Below are 21157 nucleotides of genomic sequence, written 5' to 3'. Positions count from 1 at the left end.
CTTTCTACGTGTTGGGCTAGCGGCGCATGATCTTCTTGGACAGCCAGTTGCCGAAAAGCTGGGCGACTTGGACGATCAAGATGATCACGAAGGTGGCCACATAGGTTACCTCCCAGTCGTAGGCGCGATAGCCGTAGACGATGGCGAAGTCACCCAAACCGCCGCCGCCGATGTAGCCGGCCATGGCCGACATGTCCACGATGGCGATAAAGATGAAGGTATAACCCAAAACCAGCGGGCCGAGCGCCTCGGGGATGATCACGGTGGTAATGATCTGCCAGGGGCTTGCACCCATGGAGCGGGCAGCTTCGATCACGCCGGGATCAATGGCCACGAGGTTTTGTTCCACAATGCGGGCCACGCCGAAGGTAGCGGCGATGGACATGATAAACATTGCGGCTTCGCGCCCAATCGTGGTTCCCACCACCGCCAAGGTAAGCGGACCAAAGGCGGTGATCATGATGATGAAGGGGATGGGGCGAACGAAGTTCACCAAGACATTCAGCAGGGTATAAAAGGCCTTGTTCTGCAAAATGCCGCCCGCGCGGGTGGTATAAAGCAGCACGCCGATGGCAAGACCTAAGATGCCGCCTACCACCAAGGTCACAGAAACCATGACCAAGGTATCGACGATGGCCTCGCCAAAGGTGGGGCCTAAACGGTCCCAATCGGCTGCAAGGATTGCGGTATTGGCTGCATCTGCACTCGAGCTGATTGCGGAGTTCAATGCGCCGAAGGTGGTGGTGCTCATCGGGTGATCTCCTCAATATTCGTGGTGCGCTTCAAGGCCTGGTAGAACTGCTCTACTACATCTTCGGGGCCCACCAGGCGCACCGTGACCTTGCCAAAGGAGTGCTTTTGCAAGGTAGTGATGCCGCCGTGGACGATGTGGATGATGGCGCCATGATCCTTGGCTGCAGCCGCGGCACTAAAGAACCCGGATTCCTCCGACAAGGTGATGGTAAAAAGGCGCCCCTCATGCACGAGGAGGTCTTCTGCCTCAAACTCATCGGGGGTGTTGCGCAAGGAGGTAGCCACAAAGCGCTGCGCCACACCGGTGCGTGGATTGGAAAACACCTCATAAACAGAGCCATATTCCACCACTTTGCCTTGCTCCATCACCGCGACTTTATCGGCAATAGAACGCACCACATCCATCTCGTGGGTAATCACCACGATGGTGATGCCAAGTTCACGATTCACCCGGCGCAGCAGTGCCAGAACTTCCTCGGTGGTTTCTGGGTCAAGTGCCGAGGTGGCTTCGTCTGCCAGTAGCAACGCGGGATCGGTGGCCAGTGCGCGGGCGATGCCCACACGCTGCTTTTGGCCGCCGGAAAGCTGCTCGGGGTAGTGCTTTCCGCGATCGCCAAGGCCTACGAAGTCGAGCAATTCCTGCACGCGCGCTTTGCGCTCGGCAGAAGACATACCGGCCAGCTTGAGCGGATATTCCACATTGCCCGCCACCGTTTTGGAGTTGAGCAAGTTAAATTGCTGGAAGATCATGCCAATATTGCGGCGCACTTTGCGCAACTGCTTTTCTGACATGCCCACGATATCGGTGCCGTCGAGGCGCAGCGCGCCGCTGGTGGGCTTATCTAGGCCGTTGATCATGCGCACCAACGTGGATTTACCGGCACCGGAGTAGCCGATCACGCCGATGATCTCGCCTGGTTCGACGGTGAGCGTGACGTTATCGAGCGCCGTGATGGTGCCGCCGAAGACTTTGGATACGCCTTCGAACTCAACCTTGGTGCCTGACATTACTTGTTTTGCTCCTCGAGGCGATCAAGGATCTTCTGCAGATCTTCCTGGGAACGATCCACGGAAACGGAGGTGCCCTTGGAGTCTTCCTCTACGGCCTTTTGCACCTCAGGGGTGTGCCAGAGCTCAACGAGCTTTTTCAGGTTCTCGTTATCCACGTTGTCCTTGGTGGTAACGAGCACGTTGATGAAGGGCTCGGTGGAAGGATCCGAAGGATCGTCCTGGAGCACGGCGGTCTTCGGGTCGATGCCGGCGCGATCAAGGAAGGTGTTGTTGATGATGGCAGGCTTGCCCTCGAAGTAGGCGGTGGAAGTCTGTGCCGCATCCACGGGGGTGAGCTTCACCTTGGACTTCTCGGTATCCACATCAGCCGGGGTGGGCTTTGCTACGTCGTCCTTTTTCAGCTTGACCAGGTCTTTGCTCTTGAGCACGTTGATGGCGCGAGCCTGGTTGGTGGGATCGTTGGGGATGGCTACCTCTTCGCCATCGATGCCGTCGATGGAGTCGTGATCCTTCCAGAACAGTGCCAGCGGCACGACCTCGGTGGAGCCAACCGGTGCGAGGTCTGAATTGGACTTCACATTGTAGGTAGCAAGGAAGTCGAGGTGCTGGAAGAGGTTGGCGTCGATCTGCTTTTGGGTCAGCGCCTGGTTGGGGGTGTTGTAATCGGAGAAGTTCTCGATTTCCAGGTTGATGCCGTTTTCCTTGGCCTTGTCTTCCCACACGCTCCAGGCCTTCTTGGCGGAGTCGGTGGTGCCGATGGTCACGGTGGCGTCGTCGGCCTTATCGTCGTTGCCGCAGGCCACCAGTCCGGTGGCGGCGATTGCGGAGGCGAACACGGCGGCGAGTTGCTTTTTCATGGTGTGCTTCCTAAACGTTGCAAAAGTATAGACAGAGCTTTCTATTGCCCTTTGGTGTTTGACAAATTTAGCAGCAGGAACGTCGAATGTACAGCTCAGTCTATTCCTAGCTTTTCGACGCCCCCGCTCAGCGCTTTTCAGGCGCAATTAATTATTGTTGCTTGGCGTCTTGTTCCAGCTTGTCCAGGATTTCTTGGAGATCTTCCTGACTGCGCTGAATGGGATAGGCAGTGCCCTTGGTGTCTTGCTTACGGGCCTCTTGGACCTCGGGGCTGTGCCAAATCTCTACAAGCTGTTGCAGTTGTGGATCATCGGCGCGATCCTCGGTGGTGACTAAGACGTTGATATAGGGCTCGGCCTCAGGGGATGCGGGATCGTCTTTGAAGATGGCCGTCTTGGCATCGATGCCGGCGCGATCAAGGAAGTTGTTATTGATAATCGCCGGTTGGCCATCGCCATAGGCTGCCGGGGTTTGGGCTGCATCCACTGGGGTGAGCGTGACCTTGGAGGCCTTGGTATCCACATCGGCAGGGGTGGGGCTGAGCTGGTCTTTATTCTTAAGCGTGATCAGATCAGCCGCAGCAAGCACGTGCAGGGCGCGCGCTTGATTGGTGGGATCATTGGGGATGGCAATGTTTTCACCTTCGATGCCATCGAGGGAATCGTGATCCTTCCAAAACAGTGCCAGGGGCACGACCTCGCTGGATCCAACAGGCACGAGATGCTCGCCAGTATTGGCGTTATATTCTGCCAAGAACTTCAGGTGCTGGAATTGGTTGGCGTCGATCTGGTGCTGGGAAAGCGCCTGGTTTGGGGTGGAGTAATCGGCAAAATTGACTACCTCGAGGTTAATGCCGGCCTCTTTGGCTTTGTCCTCCCATACCTGCCAGGCCTTCTGAGATGAGTCGGTGGAGCCGACCTTGATGGTATCGCTGGCCTCGTTGCTATCGCTGGAGCAGGCTACAAGGCCCGTGCTAAGCAGGCTGGCGGCGAGTGCTGTGCTGAGGATTTTCTTCATGTGCTCTTACTTTCTATTGCGTACCGAGTTGTCTATTAATCTGACAAAGCAAGAGGTTAGCAGTTTGGATGAGAACTGTACAGCTTGGTCTAAAACGCCAGCGCGATAGGGTGGAGGAGTGCCGATTTAGAACAAGCGTTCGCCAATGTTGGGGGTGCTGCTTTAGTATCGAACGCATGGACGATAACCCAACGCTTGGTATCTGCGGTGGAGGCCTTGAATGGGCAGATATTCATAGCGTGCTCAACGGCACCTTTGACAAGGTCCTCGTGCCCGCATCGCATCGAAGCCGGCTACGCTCCAGCGCTTTTTACTCTGCCGAAGGTTCGGGCGAGCAGGCTGGTGGGCAAGCTGGCGGGCAAGCGGGCAGCGGTGTGCAAGCTGGGAGCGGTGGGGCGGAGCTTCACGCCAAAAGCTCCTTTGCCTTTCTTGAAGGGGCTTCAAGCCCCGAGGACTATGTAGAAGCCGCCCAAGCATTAGGGCTGAGCGCGCTGTGCTTGATGGATAGAGACGGACTCTATGGCGCCATGGAATTTGCGCTGGCCGCTGCAGATGCAGGAGTGCAGACCGTCTTTGGGGCAGAGCTCAGCATTGATCCCACGCTGCCACCGTTGCCTGTGCTGTGTAAAAGCCCAGAGGGGTATCGCCGTTTAAGCCTTAGCATTACCCAAGCAGCCATGCGCACCGGCGAAAAAGGCCAGGTGGCGTACCCGAGCCTGGAATTGCTTGCGCAGGCAGCAAATAAGCAGTGGTATGTATTACTGCCTGCTGCCTGGCACAAGCGCGCACAGGAAGTAGTGGATGCCTTTGGCGCGCACAATGTGCTGGGCCTATTTGAATCCACCATGTGCCCCACCGACTGCGATGATCACGAGGTACTTGCAGCGCTATGCCAACGCCATGGCATACGCGGCATCGTCAGCGGATCACCTACCGCAGCATTCGCAGCACATGCGCGCCTTGCCGGGGCAAAAGCCGGATTACGGAAGCGGGCATCTCTTGCCCAACACCGCCCGCACACCCACCCCGCGGGAGGGTCGTGGCTTAAAGCCATGCCGCAGGTGGCAGCCTGTGTGGTTGGGGGAGCCGCACTTTTGCACACCACCGATGACATAGCCAAAGAATGTGCCTTTGCCCTCGATCTGCTGATCCCCGCACTGCCACACTGGGAGGTTCCCGAGGGGCATACAGAGATGAGTTGGCTACGCCACCTGGTGCGTGAAGGAGTACAGCAACGCTATGAGCCGCGCTACCGCGGTGATGAAGAAGCACTGGCCAAGGTGTGGGCGCAGATCCGCCATGAGCTTGAGATTATTGAGCAACTCGGTTTTCCCGGCTACTTCCTCATCGTGCACGATATTGTGCAGTTTTGTCACCGCTCCAATATTTTGTGCCAAGGCCGCGGCAGTGCCGCGAATTCTGTGGTGTGCTTCGCGCTTGGCATTACCAATGTGGACCCGATTGCCGCCCGGCTGTTATTTGAGCGCTTCTTATCCCCAGAACGCGACGGCCCACCAGATATTGATATTGATATTGAATCCACCCGGCGTGAGGAAGTGATCCAATACGTCTACCGCCGCTATGGCAGAGATAATGCAGCGCAGGTAGCCAACCTCATTACCTACCGGCGCCGTGGCGCACTCCGCGATGCATCCCGCGCCTTGGGCTACCCCCAAGGCAGTGCCGATGGTTGGGCGAAGGGCTTTCAAGCAGTACCAGAAGATGTAGACGCATTAGCGCAACAATTTCTAGAGCACCCACGGCATCTTGGCATCCATTCAGGTGGCATGGTGATTTGCGATCGCCCCATTGCCAATGTGGTGCCAGTGGAATGGGCGCGCATGGAAGGCCGCTCGGTGGTGCAGTGGGATAAAGAAAGCTGCGCTGCCGCAGGCTTGGTCAAGTTTGACCTGCTTGGCCTTGGCATGCTGGAAGCCCTACACCACATGATCGACCTGGTAGAAGAACAGCACGGTAGGCGCGTCAACCTTTGGGAGCTCGACTTAGCCGAAGCAGAAATCTATGCCATGCTTTCGCGCGGCGATGCCGTAGGGGTGTTTCAGGTGGAATCGCGCGCCCAGATGGCCACCCTGCCCAGGCTGAAGCCACGGGAATTTTTCGATCTAGTGGTAGAAGTCGCACTTATTCGCCCAGGGCCTATCCAAGGTGGTTCGGTGCACCCATATATTCGCCGCCGCAACGGGCTTGAGCCGGTGGAATATGATCACCCAATTTTGCGCAATGCTTTAGAAAAGACCCTCGGCATCCCGCTGTTTCAGGAACAACTCATGCAAATGGCGGTGGATGCCGCAGGGTTTAGTGGCGCCGAGGCCGATGAATTGCGCCGCGCCATGGGCTCGAAGCGCTCGCCAAAGAAGATGGCGGCAATGAAGCAACGCTTCTATCAAGGCCTAGCTGGCAATGGCATCGATGGAGAAGTGGCGCACAAGCTGTGGAATAAGATCGTGGCCTTTGCCGCCTATGGCTTCCCCGAATCCCACTCGCAGTCCTTTGCCTCCCTGGTGTATTTCTCCGCGTGGTTTAAATATCACTACCCGGCAGAATTCTGCGTTGGCCTCCTGCGCGCCCAACCCATGGGCTTCTACTCGCCGCAATCCTTGCTTGCCGACGCCAAACGCCACGGAGTAACAACGCTACCCATTGATGTGAACTGCTCCCAAGTAGAAGCGAGCATCGAGCAAGGCGCGATCAGATTAGGGCTCAACCTGGTCAAAGGCCTTGGAGAAAAAGCCGCTGCCGCAGTAGTAGCGCACGCCCCCTATCAGGATGTAGGCGATCTAGCGCGCCGGGCAGATCTGGGGCGCGCCAAAATTGAGGCACTCGCCAGAGCCGGTGCCTTGGAGCGTTTTGGTTCTCGGCGCCAAGCCCTATGGCAGGCAGGAACAGTAGAGCACGCTGGAATGTTGCCAGGCCTTGCAGTAGAGGCACCAGCGCTGCCTGGCATGACGGCCTTTGAGCTGATGGCAAGTGATATCGCCTCAACCGGGGTGAGCGAGATACAGCCCATTGAGATGCTGCGGGAATGGTTAGATACCCAAGGTGTGCTCAAGGCCTGTGACCTGCTTACGCCAGAAGATGGCACCCGTATCCGCATCGCCGGGGTGATCACCCACCGCCAGCGCCCCAAAACCGCCCAAGGCGTGACCTTTTTGGGCATGGAAGATGAGACAGGGTTGATGAATATCGTGGTCTCAGTGGGGTTATGGGAGCGATCCTTATTGGCCCGTAGCGCTAAAGCCGTGATGGTTCGTGGCATCGTGCAAAACCAAAACGGGGTGGCCAGCATCGTGGCGGATAAGTTTGAGCCACTGCCGCTTGCTCATGCCTTGAGCAGAGGGTCGAGGGATTTTAGGTGATGCGGTATCTAAGCAAAGGCGCAGGGAAAAGACCGGAAGTGGAATAGAAGCAAGCAGCGAAAAGGCCGCCGAAGAGGCATCGAGAACTCCAAGATGCATCGCCTGTGCTATTGATAGGCAATATGGAATATCAGCCAGTATCGCGGAAACTCATCCTAGGCAGATACATCGCCTACGGCATCGTCTTGGTGGTGCTCGCCATTGCTATTGCCGCAGGTGCGCTGCTGTGGACGCCGTGGCTCTGGCTGGCCATGCTTGTGCTGGTGATTTACGCCGGGTGGCAGGCGTGGCTGATCCCTGTGCAAGTAGGTGCAACTGGCTGGCGCGAAGACGAGCGAGAGCTGGTCATTAGCAAGGGCAGGATGTGGCACTCCCTGGTAGTGATTCCTTATAACCGCATCCAATACGTCGATATTTCCCGCGGGCCGATCGCCACCAAGCTCGGCTACGCGGATGTGCAAGTACACACCGCTGCCGTGGTGGATTCGACCATCCCTGGAGTACCACTGGAACAGGCCGAGCATCTGCGCGCACGATTCTCTCAGAGGCTGAGCTAATGCGGGTACATCGTCTCTCGCCGATGGTGCGCATTGCGCAGTCATGCATCGCAGTGCTGGTGGTGCTGCTGGTGCGCGAAGATTTCCGCAGCTTCATACTCAATCACTTGAGCACCTGGTGGATTGCGCTGCTGGTGCTCTTAGGCTTGATCGCGCTGACGTGGGTGCTTTCTGGGATCTGGTGGCGCGCCACCAGCTTTAGTATCGGCGAAGAAATATCCTACGAGCACGGCGTATTCAGCAAAACCACCCGCAGTGCTCAACGCGAAAATATCCAGGCTGTGGACGTCGTAGAGCCATTTTTTCCAAGGCTCTTCGGCTTGGCTGAGCTGCGCATCGAAACCGCAGGTGGCGATGATTCAGTTATTGCCATTCGATACCTCAGGCCCGCCCAAGCCCACGAACTGCGCAAAGAACTCCTCAGCCACGCAAGACATGCAGGCGAAGATGCTATTGAAGGCGCTGCCGAAGCTACCGATGCTCATCTGCTGGGGCACAAAGGTGCGAAGGCCCAAGGCCATGCCCACGATGAGCAAGCCGGTCACGCCGATGTCAGCATCCCTGTATCCAGAGCACTGCTTGGTGCGGGTTTGCAACAAGCCCCGCGCTTGCTCATCCTTCTGGTTGTTTTCTGGGTACTTGACTTGGCCAGCATTGGTCTGATCGCCATTGCCTTTAGTGTGGTGCCACCGCTGTTCCGCCGCCTTGATCAGGCCTGGCAGATGCGACTTCGCTTTAGTAACACCCTCAACCTCACCTACGGCTTGGCTAATCGCTCGCACAGTGACATTCCTTTGCACCGTGTGCATGCTGCGCGGATCAAGCAGTATCCGCTCTGGCGCTTCTTTGGTTGGTGGGAAGTCACGCTTGCGGTATCTGGCTACACCGAAAACACCACGGTGTTGCCCGTCGGTACTCGTGAGGAGGTAGAAGAAGTGCTCCAGCGCATCTTCGGTAGGGACATGGATATCCATGCCACTTGCTCAAGCCCAAAGCAGGCGAAGTGGATCTCTCCAATCGACTGGAAGCAACAGCAAGTCGAGCTAGAAAAAGAGCATGTGGTGCTGAGTTTCGGAAGGATCGCGCCTCAAAGGGTGTTGCTCAACCGTGCTGATATTCAAGCCCTGGAGTTAAGCCGCGGTCCGGTGCAGCATAAGTTCGGCGTGTGCAACCTCGAGTGTGCGGTAGTGCATGGGCCGGTGCGAGCCAAGATCAGGGATCTGCGCACTGAAGATGCCCAGAGGTTACTGGGGCAGTTGCGGGCAGGGCGGTAGGGCTACGGCCACGGAGGGCTCTTGGTTAGCCCGGTATCTTTTACGTCGCGGGGTAGTGCAGAATCTAGTGCTGCCATTGCTTGGTAACGACGCAAAAAGACCTGCATGTCGTTTTTGAACCCGCCGTTTTCGATGGCCCAACGCAGTAATTGCAACGTGTCTGCGTGCCTGATGCTCCCGCCGGGAGTGTGTTGCCTTCTAAGCTGTTGCATTGCCAATGCGCGCTGTTGGTTTTTGATCATCGCGGTGCCGGCTTCTTCATCGCACACCAGCAAAACCTTGTGCCCAGCACGAGCGAGTAGCACTCCATGAAGAATTGCCATGTTTTCGCCACGATCCTTTAGCTGTGCATACATGTGCTCAAATTCGAGGCCAAGGACGCTTTTGCAACATTCCCGCAGCTCATCAGTGGGTGCGTCAGAGAGTACCTCCTTAAAGCGTGGAGGGATTTTGGGCCAAACTTCACTCGCTCGTCTGAACTGGGGATGGCGTTTGGGAGTGTTGCTGATCTCGAACTCTACGGCCTCCGGAACTAAGACTTTGTGGTGCCCGAGCGCCAGAAGTAGTTCTGGAACGCAATCCGTGGTGAGGAACTTAAATATTGGCCCGGTATCCAAGATGTGCATTAGTCAGCTCCGCCCAAGAGACTTTCCAGTTCCTCGGCACTGAGCTGATCGCCGGAATCTGTGGGCTTTTCCGTCGAATATAAGTCCTCTGTTTGAGGGGTAATTCCCTGCTGTTTTAGTCGTTTGACTACCTGTTGTGGGGCTCGCTCACCTGAAAGCCTAGCGACGACGGCGGGGCTGATCAGCCCCCATCTATAGGCTTCAATGGCGCGGGAGTGCAGTGGTTGGGGTGCGCGAGAAGTCTGGGATTGTTGCGCCATCTGCTCGTAGCTTTTATGCCAGCCAAATTGCAGTGCTAGAGCTTTTGCGGATGGTGCGTTGATCCACTCTTGGCATTGTTGAGTACTAATGCGGCCTGCTTCACGCAGTTGAATTGCCACCATAGCTGGCGAAGCCCCAAAGAATTGCACCAGGGTTGATAGCAGCCCGAGGGTGCCTTCTCTTTCAGAAGACATCTGCTCAACAGCTTCCAGGGGAACTAGCAGGTGGCGTGCAAACGCATCCGCTTGGATCTCCTCTGGTTTCCTAGCTTCCCATTCAGTACTGCTAGCTACACGATTGACGCTATCGAGCACCAAGTGTCCGAGCTCGTGAGCCAGTGTGGATCGAAGGCGCATTGGGTGGTCGGTGCAGCCGACGCCGATGAGGGTTTTCTGACCGAGCGACATGGTCATGCCGTGCCCGGGAGCAGGGACGTCGATATAGGCCACACCAACGCCAGTGGTGTGTTCAATGAGGTCAGCTATATCCGCAATCGGCCCGATGCCCAGGTGGTGCTTGGCTCTGAAATCCTTGGCGGCATCCTTACCGATCTGTTCGTTGCTCATAGCTGTTCCGGCACCCCAAGCTGTTCAAGGCGTTGGTCTACACCGAGCGCGTACATCAGGTAGTCGGCAATCATTTTGGATCCCTCATCGTTGGTTCGCCCTGCGCAGCGAACTTGTTCTTCAATGCGGTTTGTGCCCAAAAGATCAGCCACCAACACCCCGCAAGCATCGGCGATCAGTGATAATTCGATACTGGAAACCTCACGCGATCCGGTTTCAATTCTGTGAAGGGTGGGCTGCGAAAGTCCAGTGAATTCGGCGAGGTCACGTTGCGAGATACCAGCTTGTTTTCGGGCATAAATAATGCGTTGAGCAGTATTGTTGAGGTTCACACTCATGCTGAATCACTCTCCTAAAAAGTGATTCTAAGCGCTCGGTTGATCAAAAGCGAGCCCAAAACGCCCAATCAGCGCAACGTTTCCCCGCCGACCCAAGGCGCGAAACAGAGCAGCCACTATGCGCAGCCCCATCAGCGCCTCAGGGGACTTAGTTGTTGCTGGAGCTTATACCGACACCACGACCGGGGAACCGTCGACGTCCATCACGTCGACGGAAGCTTCGAAGAGCTGCCCGATGCGCTCTGGGGTGAGCACCTCCTGCGGCTTGCCTGCGGCCACAATCTCGCCATCGCACATGGCCAGCATGTGGTGGCAGTAGCGGGCTGCCAAGTTGATATCGTGCAGCACCATTAGCACGGTGGTGCCCGCTTCGGCGTTTCTTTGTGCCACTGCCTCCATCAAGGCCACCTGGTGTGCTCGATCCAGATACGTTGTTGGCTCGTCGAGCACTAACACGTCGGTATCTTGGGCTAGGGCGCGAGCAAGCCAGACGCGCTGGCGTTGCCCGCCGGAAAGTTGGCTGATTGGTCGGTGGCGTAATGCGTGGACGTCGCAAAGCTTCATGGCTTCTTCCACAGCCTCCTGATCCCTTGTGCGCCAACGGTGCAACCCCTTGCCGTGGGGGTGCCTGCCTGCGACGATGACGTCTTCGACGCTAAAGCCCTCTAAGGGTTCCGGTTTTTGAGAGAGCACAGAAATCAGCCGGCCGCGCTGCTTCGGCGTGAGTGCATCCAAGGCCATATCGCCACCATCAGCGTGAACTGCCACGGAGCCTGCCAGGGGCGCCATGATGCCGGTGAGGGTTCGCACCAGCGTAGATTTGCCACAACCATTCGGGCCGATCACTCCGGTGATAGCCCCTTTGGCAATACGTACATCGAGGTTGGAGGATATTGTGGTGCCTTGATAGCCCGTGGCAAGCCCGGTTGCGCGGATAGCTGGGGTGGGATCAGATGCCAGATCGCATGCGGGAACAGCACTTATTGGCGCATCCTTGCGTTCCTGCCTGCTCCTATTCTGGCTGGTTGTTTGCGCCCCAGAACCAAGGTGGGGCACCAGCACCTTGCGCTTTGGGTGTTGAATAAACTTACAGTCCAGGCCAAAAACATCCTGATGGATCTCGCGGCTGAGCACCTCGCGCGAAGGCCCCGATGCAACGATCGCCCCGTCGCGCATCACCACGATCGTGTCGGCGATCTTGAGCGCAGCATCCACATCATGCAGCACAACCACCACCCGGATGCCGCGCTTTGCGATGGCGCCCACCAGATCGAGTACTCGCTGCTCACCGCCGATATCCAGATAGCTCGTTGGCTCATCAAAGAACACGATCGGCGTGGTTTGTGCCAGCGTCATGGCAATCCAGGCGCGCTGCTGCTGCCCGCCAGAAAGTGCCTCCATCGGCTGGTGGGCAAGTGCGCCGATGCCGCATTGCTCGATGGCATCATCGACGGCGCGAACATCCTCATTCGAATGCGGCTGGAAAAGCCCCTGGTAGGGGTAGCGACCCTTGCCAACAATATCGCGCACACTTAAACCATTGGTGTTGGAGCCGTGCTGACCAAGGACTGCAATCATCCTCGCCACAGCCTTGGGCGACATCCGCGATAGCCGCTTGCCATCGACCACCACGCTGCCGTGCGTGGGCCGCATCAGCCGAGCCATCGTGCGCAGCAGCGTGGATTTCCCGCAACCATTCGGCCCGATCAGCGCGGTCACGCCCTCCCCAATACACAGATCAATCCCATCGATGATCGGATCGCCCTTTTTGGAATAGCGCACGCTCAGCCCCTCGGCCTGGATCATGCGGGAGCTTTTCGACGCTCCCCCGACCCCAGCCGTGCCAGCACCGTGAGGAGCCGCTGTGTTTTCCGGTTGTGATGGCTGGGTTGAAGGCTTGTCTGCCTGCAGCGTTGCTGTGTTGTGTGGATTGTTGGGAAACATCAGCGCCTTCTTTGGAAAAGAGTGAACACAATCAAAAAATAGGGCGCGCCGATAGCGGCGATGACCACGCTCACGGGCACGGGAACGGGCATGAAATGTGCGCCAACAACATCGGCGATGATGGTTAAAAGCCCACCCACGATGCCTGTGAGCAGCAACGACAGCGCGGTAATTTGGCCTACCATCAAGCGAACAATGTGCGGCACCACCAGTGCCACGAAGCCGATCAGCCCGGCCACGCTCACAGCGATGGCAGCAAGCCAGCAGCCCACGCAGATCAGCACTAAGCGGGTGCGTTCAACGTGAATACCACTGGTGGCTGCAACATCTTCACCCAATGCAATAAGGCGCAAGGCGTTGATGCGAGCAAGTGCTATCGGCAGTGCCACCACCAGGCCTAGGGCGATGAGGCTCACGTCCGACCAGCTTGCCCGCGATAGTGAGCCGATGAGCAAATTATCTGCCCACACCACATCTTGGATGGGGAATCGGCGCACCATATAGGCCTCTGCTGCGCCTAGGAGTGTTTGCATACCAATGCCCACGAGTACTAGGCGGGCGGGGTCTAAGTTTCCGCGCTTTGCCAAGAAGTACACCGCCATGGTGGTGGCTACGGCACCGATGAAGACCACTACGGGCAAGAAGGCAACATTGTGCGTGATTAAAATCCAGATGAATCCCGCTGCGCCTGCGCCCGAGGTCACACCGATGATATCGGGGGCAACCAGATCATTTCTTGTCACGCCCTGAAAGATTGCGCCAGACATAGCAAGCGCCATGCCCACCAAAAATCCCAGCAGCAGGCGCGGCAGGCGAAGCCGAAACACCACGAACTCGGTCTTGGCATCGGCTTGTGACCATAGGGCAGTGAGCACGTCTTTGGCCGCTAGGGGCACATCGCCGATGGTCATGGCGAATACCGCCACGGCAGCGCTCAACCCCAGGGCAATGAGGATGAGCAGTGCCGTCGAGCTATGGAAGCGAAAGCTCCACCACGAGGTGCTGTGCACGCGCCACGGGCTTTTGTCCACCGGCGCGCCCGCTTTGGCCTGTGGCTTTGGGCGTTGCTTGGTTGTTGGAGTCATGACGCCACCTTCGAGGATTGGCGAGCAATAAGAATGAAAAATGGTGCACCGATCGCACCCATGACGATGCTGGCCTCTAATTCGGCGGGAAATAATGCGAAGCGGCCGAGGATATCGGCGGCGGTGAGCATGGATGCGCCCACGAAGGCAGACAGCACGATGCCCCATTCCACCGATCCGCGCACCAGTGGGCGAACCAGGTGGGGAACTGCAAAGCCCACAAAACCGATGGGCCCACAAATAGCCACGCTGGCACCGGCCATGGCCACCACCACGATTGAGGCGATGAGCCTGATGCGTGCGGTGTGTACGCCGGCGGCTGCGGCGATGTCTTCTCCAAGGGCGAGCATGCCGATGCTTCGAGACATCAATATGCAGATCACCATGCCTACAACGGCAAGGCCGATGGCCAGAGGGAAGTCCTGCAAGCGACGCCCGCCCACGCCACCGATCATGATGTAGCGAACCGTTTCACGGGTGTGATCATCGCTGTAGACCATGATGGAGGTCCAGGTCGTCATCACCGTGCCGCCGATCATGCCGGCAAGCACCAAGCGCACTGGGGAGGATTGCCCGCGGGTGCCTTGGCCAATAAAGATCACCAACAAACCCGCCAATACCGCACCGGCGATGGCCATGAGGGTGAACTGTTCTGGGCTATCGGCGCCGAAGAAGAACACCGCAGCAGTGATGCCGAATCCGGCGCCAGAAGATACCCCAAGCACGAAGGGATCGGCCAAAGGATTACGGGTCACCGCCTGCATCACTGCACCGGCGACACCGAGGGTGGCTCCCACCAGCATGGCGATGATGGTGCGCGGGATGCGCATATCGCTAATCACCGTGTGGTTATAGCCATTGGCATCAGCACTGGTGAGCGCTTGAATGATCTGTCGCGGCGGCACCGATACCGAACCCAAAGACACGCTAGCTACCGCTAACACGCAGGCCAACACGGCCACCAAGACCAGTGCGGCTACACGGCTGATGGTGAAGCGCCCGGTCTTTGCTTGCGAGGCCGCGCCGGGGGTTGGGTCTTGAGCCTGCCCGGCCGGACCAGCTTGCCCGGCCACCTCAGCCTGCCCAGCCTGCTTTACCGCAGCCGTGGTGCTGCCGGTTCCTGCCGCGGATGTGCCGCGGGCCGTCATGAATTCAGCGAGCCGATGTGCTTGTTCAGGTCATCCAGCATGGAGTTTGCTTCCATGACGGATTCACCGTTCCACACCGCATTGACAAAGAAGGTCTGGTTATTTTTCACCGCGTTGAGCTTGTTCCACAGCGGGTGGTTTTTGACCTTCTCCACGTTGGCCAAGGTGGCCTTGTCTTGATCGTCTTGCTCGGAAGGATCGTCGTGGACTTGCACCACCACGAACATGATGTCGGCGTCGGCTTCGTTCAGGCGCTCAGGCGAAAGCGGGAAGGCCTCAATGGATTCGCCGTTGGTGGCTGCCTTGGTGGCGGCAAGATCGAGGTCTTGGTTCTTGGGGCGCTTGATGCCCACCTGATCGAGAACACCACCGGCGAAGGAGCTCTTGGTGTAGATGATCAGGTTGTCGTTGCGGATGCGCAGTACGGAGACGGTTTTGTCTTTGAGGTAGTCGCCGTGCTTTTCCTTGAACTCATCTACGCGATCTTGATAATCGCTGAGCAGTTCTTCGGCCTTATCTTCTTTGTTCATCACTCGGCCAAAGAAGCGAAGTGTGTCGTCCCAGCGGTGCTTGCGCTCGTCGCCGGATTCGATCACCACGGTAGGTGCAATGGCTGCGAGGGTTTCGCGATTGTCGTCGTCTCGTGGGGTAGATGCCACGATCACGTCCGGCTGTAGGGAAATAACCTTTTCGATGTTCAGCTCGCGCTCATGAAGGTCCGTCGCCCCATCTTCCTTGAGCTTTTTCACCACATCCGGGTAGGGGTAGAGGTCGATTTCCATGTTGGCAATGCCCACCGGGGTAATGCCCAGGGCCACCAGCGAGGTAATGCCCTTGGTGGAAACAAGACGTTGCGGCTGGTTCGGAATTTCAACGTCGCGTCCCACATCGTCGGTGAAGGTGCGGGTGCCGGAGGCGTTGTTGGAGGAGGCTTCGCTGCCTGAGCCTTGGGTGCCGGTGGTGTTGGCGCCCTTGCTGTCGTCTGAGCAGGCTGCGAGTACGGTGCCGCTCATACCGATGCCGAGCATTGCCAGGAAGGTGCGTCGGCTCACTGTCTTGTTGTGCTGTAACACAAGATCCCCTTTAAGTATTGATAGCATAACCTTTGTAAGGCAAGGGCAACCTTAATAACGGGATTCATTCCTGACAAGCTCGTGGGTAATTTTATTCATCCCCCATTGCGCCCCCTTTCGTGCCAAAGATTCCAGCGCAGTATTCGGCACGATTTCCAAGCACTTCGAGCATCTAAAACCCCAGGTGAAAGGGGTTAGAACTGCTTTATAGCTTTTCGACGTCCACCGCTCCCAACCCCTCTGCCCGCGCGGGAGGGGAGTGGTGTGAAAAGCTTCCAGGGAAATTGCGAGAAAAGCGGGCTTGATTCAAAGACCGGTGTTAACGTTTTGCCTTCGGATTCTGGGCATCGGCCATGCTCAATATCGCCGGCGACCAAGCGTGGCTTTACCCTCGATATTTTTGGAGAAGTGCTTCACGAAGCTGCTCGTCGACAGCGTAAATGTACAACCCATGGACACCTCGGGTCATCAGAACATTCAACTCATTCCGGAGCAGGCTCAGTGCCAAATTGTGCTTTTTCCCGTCCTGGAAGGTTCGCTTATTTGTGGCAGCTTGGTTGCAACTCTCCTCGGGGCTGATGATGACTTTGCCGTTGCGATACTTCACGGAAGGTCCGAGGATTACGCCAGCGTAGTTGAGGTCAAAGCCTTGAATGGTGAAGGTTGAACCAACTTCATTGATGGTGTGTTCTTGTTCCGCCCATGCGAGGTCCCCATAGCCTGCTCTCCGGTGTTCAGGCTTGAGTTGCCCGTTCCAGGGCATGGAGAAGTCTGCACCGATCGTGACGTCCCATGCACCACCCCCTTCTTTGCTGCCTTTTTTAAATGGCCAGTCGTATGTAGCGACCAATCTTGATAAGCCACGTTCGGTGTTGCTGGCTTCCTTTTTAATTGCGGCTCTCAGGGCATTTGGATCATCGAAGACTTTGACTTGGTAGTGCTCGTCTTCGGGAAAATCGAGAATTTCGCCATCGTCGATGAACGTCCGAATCCATTGCACCGTCTCCTCACTTGCGGCAATACGCATTTGGTTGCTCAGGTGGAGCGGCTCGATGGCATTGCTTGCTTCGAAAATGCTGTCCTGATCCTCAATCCATGCGTTCGCACCAAGGATTTGTTTAAAGTCATACACAGCAATAACCATGTCGGCACATTTCAGAAGGTCTTCGATCTGATTTTTACCTCGATAGGATTGTTTGCCCTGGGTCCAGAGGAGATGAGCTTCATCGATGATAATTAAATCGACGTGCTTTTTGACGGTTTCGGTTTCCCAGTCATAGTGCGTATTGATAAACCTGGTTGGCTTCCAAACCCGCTGATTTCCATCCTTCTGCACCCCCAACTTGTTTGCGATTTGCTCATAGACCTTGAGCTGCTCGTCATGATTAACCAATAGGTGCGCATCTAGATCTTGAAATTCAAAAGCTGTGCCGTCATCGTCATTTTCAGGATTAAACGTTCGGGTTTCTCCCTGGCAAACCTCGAAGAAAAGGCTGCTGAGCAATACAGTCTTTCCCGATCCGGCTTCGCCGGTTACGACTTGGAGTTTGCCGGGTTCCCCGAGAGGGGCTTGACCTGTACTTTTATCCAAAATCACGTCGTAAATTCGACGCACAAGCTCATTTTTTACCATCACTTGCTCGTCGCTAAGACGATGGTAGGGGGAAGCCTTGAAGATTGCAGAGTCTCGAATGATCTGCTCAGTGGGGAAAAGTTTCTTGTCCTTCCTGCGCAAGTTCTTCCAGATCTCGCTGAAGACCTCATCAAACCGTTCTTTGGAGTAATAATCGCGCTGCGGATTGGTTCGGCCATTATTTAGTGACTCCACTGCATCTACACAATGAAGATATTGGATAAGTCGATTCTCAACGTCCAACGTCATGGACTTGTTAAAGAGATTGCTGCCAATGACGTACATCTGAGATTTCTGATCACTGCTAAGTTTCAGCCAATCCGCGCGGGCTTTTGGATCCGCCTTAATATGTGTCAGCGTGCGCTGCTTAATGCTATTGGTTTCACCGACGTAGGCCGTCACTTTTCTCGACGCATCCGAATGCACGATGTAAACAGTCGGATAATCCAGGAGGTACTTTGCGCGTTTCTTCCTTGGGGAGTAGTCAGCTTCCTCGGACTTGGCGAGTTCTGCGGATTCAAACTCCAACAGCGAGTCTTCGGTAAAATCGATTCGCTCGACCCACGTTTTGATCTTCATGAGTAAGCATGTCCTTTCGATCGCTAGAAGGAGGAGGGCTAGTAACCGCGCCGTCGACTCGGTTTGCTCCGAAAAATGTTACCTGTGCGCGCTTTTAGGGAGGCATCGACTCACGGGAGGTTCTTCAGAACCACCTGCTTAAGCCCCCACATACCCCAACTGCCGCCACGCCTCGAACACGCCCACGGCAGCGGCATTAGAGAGGTTCATGGAGCGCCTATTGGGCAGCATGGGGATGCGCACCTGGCTCGTAATACGCGGGTGCGCTAGGGCCTGCTCACTTAACCCCGTGGGCTCGGTGCCGAAGAGGAGGGCGTCGCCTTCTTGCCACTGCACATCTGAGTGCGTGAGCTCCCCTTTGGTGGTGAAGGCGAAGACGCGGGCGTCGACAAGCGAGGAAAGGCAAGCATCGAGGGAGTCGTGGATGCTGACTTCGGCAAGGTCGTGGTAGTCCAGGCCAGCGCGTTTGAGGTGTTTATCTTCAAAGTTGAATCCCAAAGGCTTGCACAGGTGCAGGTGCGCGCCGGTGTTGGCGCACAGGCGGATTGCGTTGCCGGTATTGCCGGGGATCACGGGCTGGTCAAAGATGATGTGAGCAAAGGCCATGTGCAAATCATAGGACGTGCAATAATTGGGAAACATGACGGCTCAAACACTTGACGGCAAGCTCTATCGCGACGAGATCTTTGAAGACCTCCACACCAGGGTTCAAGCCCTCAAGGAGCGTGGCATCACCCCAGGCCTGGCTACCGTGCTGGTGGGCGCTGATCCCGCTAGCCAGTCCTATGTGAAGATGAAGCACCGCGACTGCGAGCAGGTGGGCGTGAAGTCGATTCGTAAAGACCTGCCCGAAGAGACCACCCAGGAAGAACTCGAGCGCGTGATCGACGAGCTCAATGCGGATCCCGAGTGCACCGGCTATATCGTGCAACTGCCCTTGCCCAAGCACTTGGATGAAAACGCCATTTTGGAGCGCATCGATCCCTCCAAAGACGCCGATGGCTTGCACCCGGTGAACTTGGGCAAGCTCGTCCTTGGCGAGGAAGCACCGCTGCCGTGCACCCCCAATGGTGCCATTCACCTGCTGCGCCGCTTTGGCGTAGAGATCGAAGGCAAGAAGGTGGTGGTGATTGGCCGTGGCGTGACCGTCGGCCGCCCCATTGGCTTGATGCTCACGCGCCGCAGCGAAAACGCAACCGTCACCCTTTGCCACACCGGCACCAAGGATCTGGCCGCGGAAACCCGTGAGGCTGACATCATCATCGCCGCCGCCGGCAAGGGGCACATGCTCACCAAAGACATGGTCAAGCCTGGTGCGGCCATCTTGGATGTGGGTGTATCGCGTGTTGATGGCAAGTTGCTTGGCGACGTCCACCCCGACGTCTGGGACGTCGCCGGAGCCATTTCTCCTAACCCTGGGGGAGTAGGCCCACTTACCCGCGCCTTCCTTATCCGCAACGTGGTCGAGCGCGCAGAGCTTGCCGCGGGCACCGGGGAGCACGCCTAGGTTGCGCGGCTTTCATTTCCGCCTGAGCCAGCCGCCTGTGCAGCGGCCGAGCTTGCGCAACCCCCACGACGTAGCACTGCCACCTTCGAAGGTGCCGGTTGCCTTGCAGTGGATCGGCATCGGCATCTTTCTCGCACTCGCCTTAGCCTCCGGCATCTACTCCTTTGGCAACCACTGGCGCAGAGCCACCTTCACCCTTGGTGGCGCGATGCTGTGGCTTTCGCTGCTCAGGCTGAGCTGCGATTCCTCCATTATGGGCATTTTCGCGGTGCGCTCAAGAAAGTTCGATGCGGCATTCACCGCCGCGATCGGTGGACTCATGCTGTTTCTGTCTGCCACCGTGGAATCGCTGGGCTCCTAGGCCTGCATAGCTGAGCTCGGCTGTGGCTTAGTTTCGAGGCTTAGTTTTCTGCCGGCAGGTCTGCTGCCAGGGTTAAAAACCTGCGCAGAATGCGATCCATCTGGCGTGTCTCAGTTAAAAACGCATCATGGCCCACCGGCGAGCTCACCTTGGCCATGCCCAGCAGGTTGCCCACATTGCGCGAGATATGTTCCTGCTGGTGGTAGGGGTAGAGGATGTCGGTATCAATGCCCACCACAAAGATCGGCACCTCAATGCTTGCCAGCGCCTTGTTCAGCCCGCCGCGGTCGCGGCCAATATCGTGCCTATTTAAGGCTTCCGTCAAAATGACATAGGAGCCGGCATCAAAACGCTCGCACAGCTTATTGCCTTGATAATCCAGGTAGCTTTGCACCGCGAAGCGCTGGTTGGGGTTGCGATAGGGGCCTAGTGGATTTTCGCCCGGTTGGGCATCGGTGCCGAAGCGCTCGTCAATCTCTAGCTCGCCGCGATAGGTCAGGTGCGCAATCCTGCGGGCAGTTTTTAAGCCCTCAATCGGGGCTGCGTAACGGTAGTAATCGCCCCCGCGCCAGGCTGGATCTTGCTCAATGGCGGCAATCTGGGCGCTTTGAATACCAATCTGCCAGGCGCTCGCGCGCGCCGATACCGCAATCACCGCTGCGGCATGCACACGCTGCGGATACAGCGCTGCCCACTCCAATGCCCGTGCGCCACCCATGGAGCCGCCAACTACTGCATGAAGCTGCTCGATGCCAAGCGCGCTGAGAGCCTGAGCCTCGGCGTGGACGAGGTCGCGGATAGAAAGGGCTGGGAACTGCGAACCCCAAAAACCATTGGGGCGTTCACTGCTTGGCCCCGTCGATCCCTTACAGCCACCTAAGGCATTGGTACACACCACGCAATAGCGATCGGTATCAAGGGCAAGGCCTGGGCCAATGAGTCCCTCCCACCACGTTGCTGCATCGGAATCGCCGGTTAAGGCATGCTCGACCAACACCACGTTATCGGCGCGATAAGTGCCCCAGGCCTGATAGGCGATGCGCACCGGCAGGCTGATGCCTGCCTCTGTGGTGAAGTTGTCTAGGTCGACGTGCTGCAGTGTGCCGGTGGTGTCCAGCATGCGATTCCTTCCGTAGTTTTCCCACATGCTACTTGGACATGTGCCTTGCGTCATAAGCGAGGCGGGCAG

19 protein-coding genes are annotated in these 21157 nt (G+C 57.1%); 5 read left to right on the top strand and 14 right to left on the bottom strand.

Annotated elements, in window-relative coordinates; genetic code table 11:
• Window positions 1-16 precede the first annotated feature (16 nt).
• The 4 genes from CPPEL_RS08885 to CPPEL_RS08870 all read right to left on the bottom strand — a co-directional run bounded on the left by CPPEL_RS08885 (window position 17) and on the right by CPPEL_RS08870 (window position 3639).
• Window positions 17-751, bottom strand: a complete 735-nt coding sequence (locus CPPEL_RS08885) for a methionine ABC transporter permease (protein WP_123960779.1) — start codon at window positions 749-751, stop codon at window positions 17-19.
• Window positions 748-1761 carry a methionine ABC transporter ATP-binding protein gene (locus tag CPPEL_RS08880; protein ID WP_123960778.1) on the bottom strand — a complete coding sequence of 338 codons (1014 nt, stop codon included), beginning with the start codon at window positions 1759-1761 and terminating at the stop codon, window positions 748-750. Before CPPEL_RS08880 ends, CPPEL_RS08885 begins: the two co-directional genes overlap by 4 nt.
• The gene (locus CPPEL_RS08875; protein ID WP_123960777.1) at window positions 1761-2621 is read right to left on the bottom strand and encodes a MetQ/NlpA family ABC transporter substrate-binding protein; all 861 of its coding nucleotides are present in this window, start codon (window positions 2619-2621) and stop codon (window positions 1761-1763) included. Before CPPEL_RS08875 ends, CPPEL_RS08880 begins: the two co-directional genes overlap by 1 nt.
• Window positions 2622-2772: 151 nt before the next feature.
• A complete protein-coding gene (locus tag CPPEL_RS08870; RefSeq protein WP_123960776.1) occupies window positions 2773-3639 on the bottom strand; it encodes a MetQ/NlpA family ABC transporter substrate-binding protein in 867 nt (288 codons plus the stop codon).
• A gap of 176 nt (window positions 3640-3815) precedes the next feature.
• On the opposite strand from CPPEL_RS08870, the gene CPPEL_RS08865 reads away from it, so the two are divergent.
• The 3 genes from CPPEL_RS08865 (at window position 3816) to CPPEL_RS08855 (ending at window position 8847) form a co-directional block, all read left to right on the top strand.
• Window positions 3816-7016 carry an error-prone DNA polymerase gene (locus CPPEL_RS08865; RefSeq protein ID WP_123960775.1) on the top strand — a complete coding sequence of 1067 codons (3201 nt, stop codon included), beginning with the start codon at window positions 3816-3818 and terminating at the stop codon, window positions 7014-7016.
• A gap of 122 nt (window positions 7017-7138) precedes the next feature.
• Window positions 7139-7573 (top strand): PH domain-containing protein, encoded by a 435-nt coding sequence (locus CPPEL_RS08860; RefSeq protein WP_123960774.1) that lies wholly within the window; start codon window positions 7139-7141, stop codon window positions 7571-7573.
• Window positions 7573-8847 carry a PH domain-containing protein gene (locus tag CPPEL_RS08855; protein WP_123960773.1) on the top strand — a complete coding sequence of 425 codons (1275 nt, stop codon included), beginning with the start codon at window positions 7573-7575 and terminating at the stop codon, window positions 8845-8847. The genes CPPEL_RS08860 and CPPEL_RS08855 overlap by 1 nt, the downstream gene beginning before the upstream one ends.
• Before the next feature lie 2 nt (window positions 8848-8849).
• Here CPPEL_RS08855 and CPPEL_RS08850 read toward each other — a convergent pair whose 3' ends face one another.
• The 9 genes from CPPEL_RS08850 to CPPEL_RS08810 all read right to left on the bottom strand — a co-directional run bounded on the left by CPPEL_RS08850 (window position 8850) and on the right by CPPEL_RS08810 (window position 18706).
• Complete coding sequence (locus CPPEL_RS08850; protein WP_123960772.1) at window positions 8850-9473, bottom strand: PIN domain-containing protein; 624 nt, start codon at window positions 9471-9473, stop codon at window positions 8850-8852.
• The gene (locus CPPEL_RS08845; protein WP_123960771.1) at window positions 9473-10300 is read right to left on the bottom strand and encodes an ImmA/IrrE family metallo-endopeptidase; all 828 of its coding nucleotides are present in this window, start codon (window positions 10298-10300) and stop codon (window positions 9473-9475) included. Before CPPEL_RS08845 ends, CPPEL_RS08850 begins: the two co-directional genes overlap by 1 nt.
• Entirely contained in the window at window positions 10297-10638 is a 342-nt protein-coding gene (locus CPPEL_RS08840; protein WP_123960770.1) for a helix-turn-helix domain-containing protein, read from the bottom strand. Before CPPEL_RS08840 ends, CPPEL_RS08845 begins: the two co-directional genes overlap by 4 nt.
• A 165-nt stretch (window positions 10639-10803) precedes the next feature.
• Complete coding sequence (locus CPPEL_RS08835) at window positions 10804-12582, bottom strand: ABC transporter ATP-binding protein (protein WP_123960769.1); 1779 nt, start codon at window positions 12580-12582, stop codon at window positions 10804-10806.
• Complete coding sequence (locus CPPEL_RS08830; RefSeq protein WP_123960768.1) at window positions 12582-13667, bottom strand: FecCD family ABC transporter permease; 1086 nt, start codon at window positions 13665-13667, stop codon at window positions 12582-12584. The genes CPPEL_RS08835 and CPPEL_RS08830 overlap by 1 nt, the downstream gene beginning before the upstream one ends.
• Window positions 13664-14815, bottom strand: a complete 1152-nt coding sequence (locus tag CPPEL_RS08825) for a FecCD family ABC transporter permease (RefSeq protein ID WP_123960767.1) — start codon at window positions 14813-14815, stop codon at window positions 13664-13666. The genes CPPEL_RS08830 and CPPEL_RS08825 overlap by 4 nt, the downstream gene beginning before the upstream one ends.
• Window positions 14812-15888, bottom strand: a complete 1077-nt coding sequence (locus CPPEL_RS08820) for an ABC transporter substrate-binding protein (protein WP_123960766.1) — start codon at window positions 15886-15888, stop codon at window positions 14812-14814. Before CPPEL_RS08820 ends, CPPEL_RS08825 begins: the two co-directional genes overlap by 4 nt.
• 385 nt (window positions 15889-16273) lie before the next feature.
• Entirely contained in the window at window positions 16274-18100 is a 1827-nt protein-coding gene (locus tag CPPEL_RS08815) for a DUF2075 domain-containing protein (protein ID WP_123960765.1), read from the bottom strand.
• A 138-nt stretch (window positions 18101-18238) separates the two neighbouring features.
• Window positions 18239-18706, bottom strand: a complete 468-nt coding sequence (locus CPPEL_RS08810; protein ID WP_123933292.1) for a tRNA (cytidine(34)-2'-O)-methyltransferase — start codon at window positions 18704-18706, stop codon at window positions 18239-18241.
• A 34-nt stretch (window positions 18707-18740) separates the two neighbouring features.
• Between CPPEL_RS08810 and CPPEL_RS08805 the strand changes: the two genes are divergently transcribed.
• Window positions 18741-19607 carry a bifunctional methylenetetrahydrofolate dehydrogenase/methenyltetrahydrofolate cyclohydrolase gene (locus CPPEL_RS08805; protein WP_123960764.1) on the top strand — a complete coding sequence of 289 codons (867 nt, stop codon included), beginning with the start codon at window positions 18741-18743 and terminating at the stop codon, window positions 19605-19607.
• A 37-nt stretch (window positions 19608-19644) separates the two neighbouring features.
• The gene (locus CPPEL_RS08800; protein ID WP_123960763.1) at window positions 19645-19968 is read left to right on the top strand and encodes a DUF3017 domain-containing protein; all 324 of its coding nucleotides are present in this window, start codon (window positions 19645-19647) and stop codon (window positions 19966-19968) included.
• 40 nt (window positions 19969-20008) lie between these two features.
• Here CPPEL_RS08800 and metX read toward each other — a convergent pair whose 3' ends face one another.
• On the bottom strand, window positions 20009-21088 hold the full coding sequence (gene metX / locus CPPEL_RS08795; RefSeq protein WP_123960762.1) for a homoserine O-acetyltransferase MetX: 1080 nt from the start codon (window positions 21086-21088) through the stop codon (window positions 20009-20011).
• Between the last annotated feature and the right edge of the window lie 69 nt (window positions 21089-21157).

The organism is Corynebacterium pseudopelargi (assembly GCF_003814005.1).
GTDB classification, from domain to species: domain Bacteria; phylum Actinomycetota; class Actinomycetes; order Mycobacteriales; family Mycobacteriaceae; genus Corynebacterium; species Corynebacterium pseudopelargi.
This window is presented reverse-complemented; position numbering and strand designations above follow the sequence as displayed.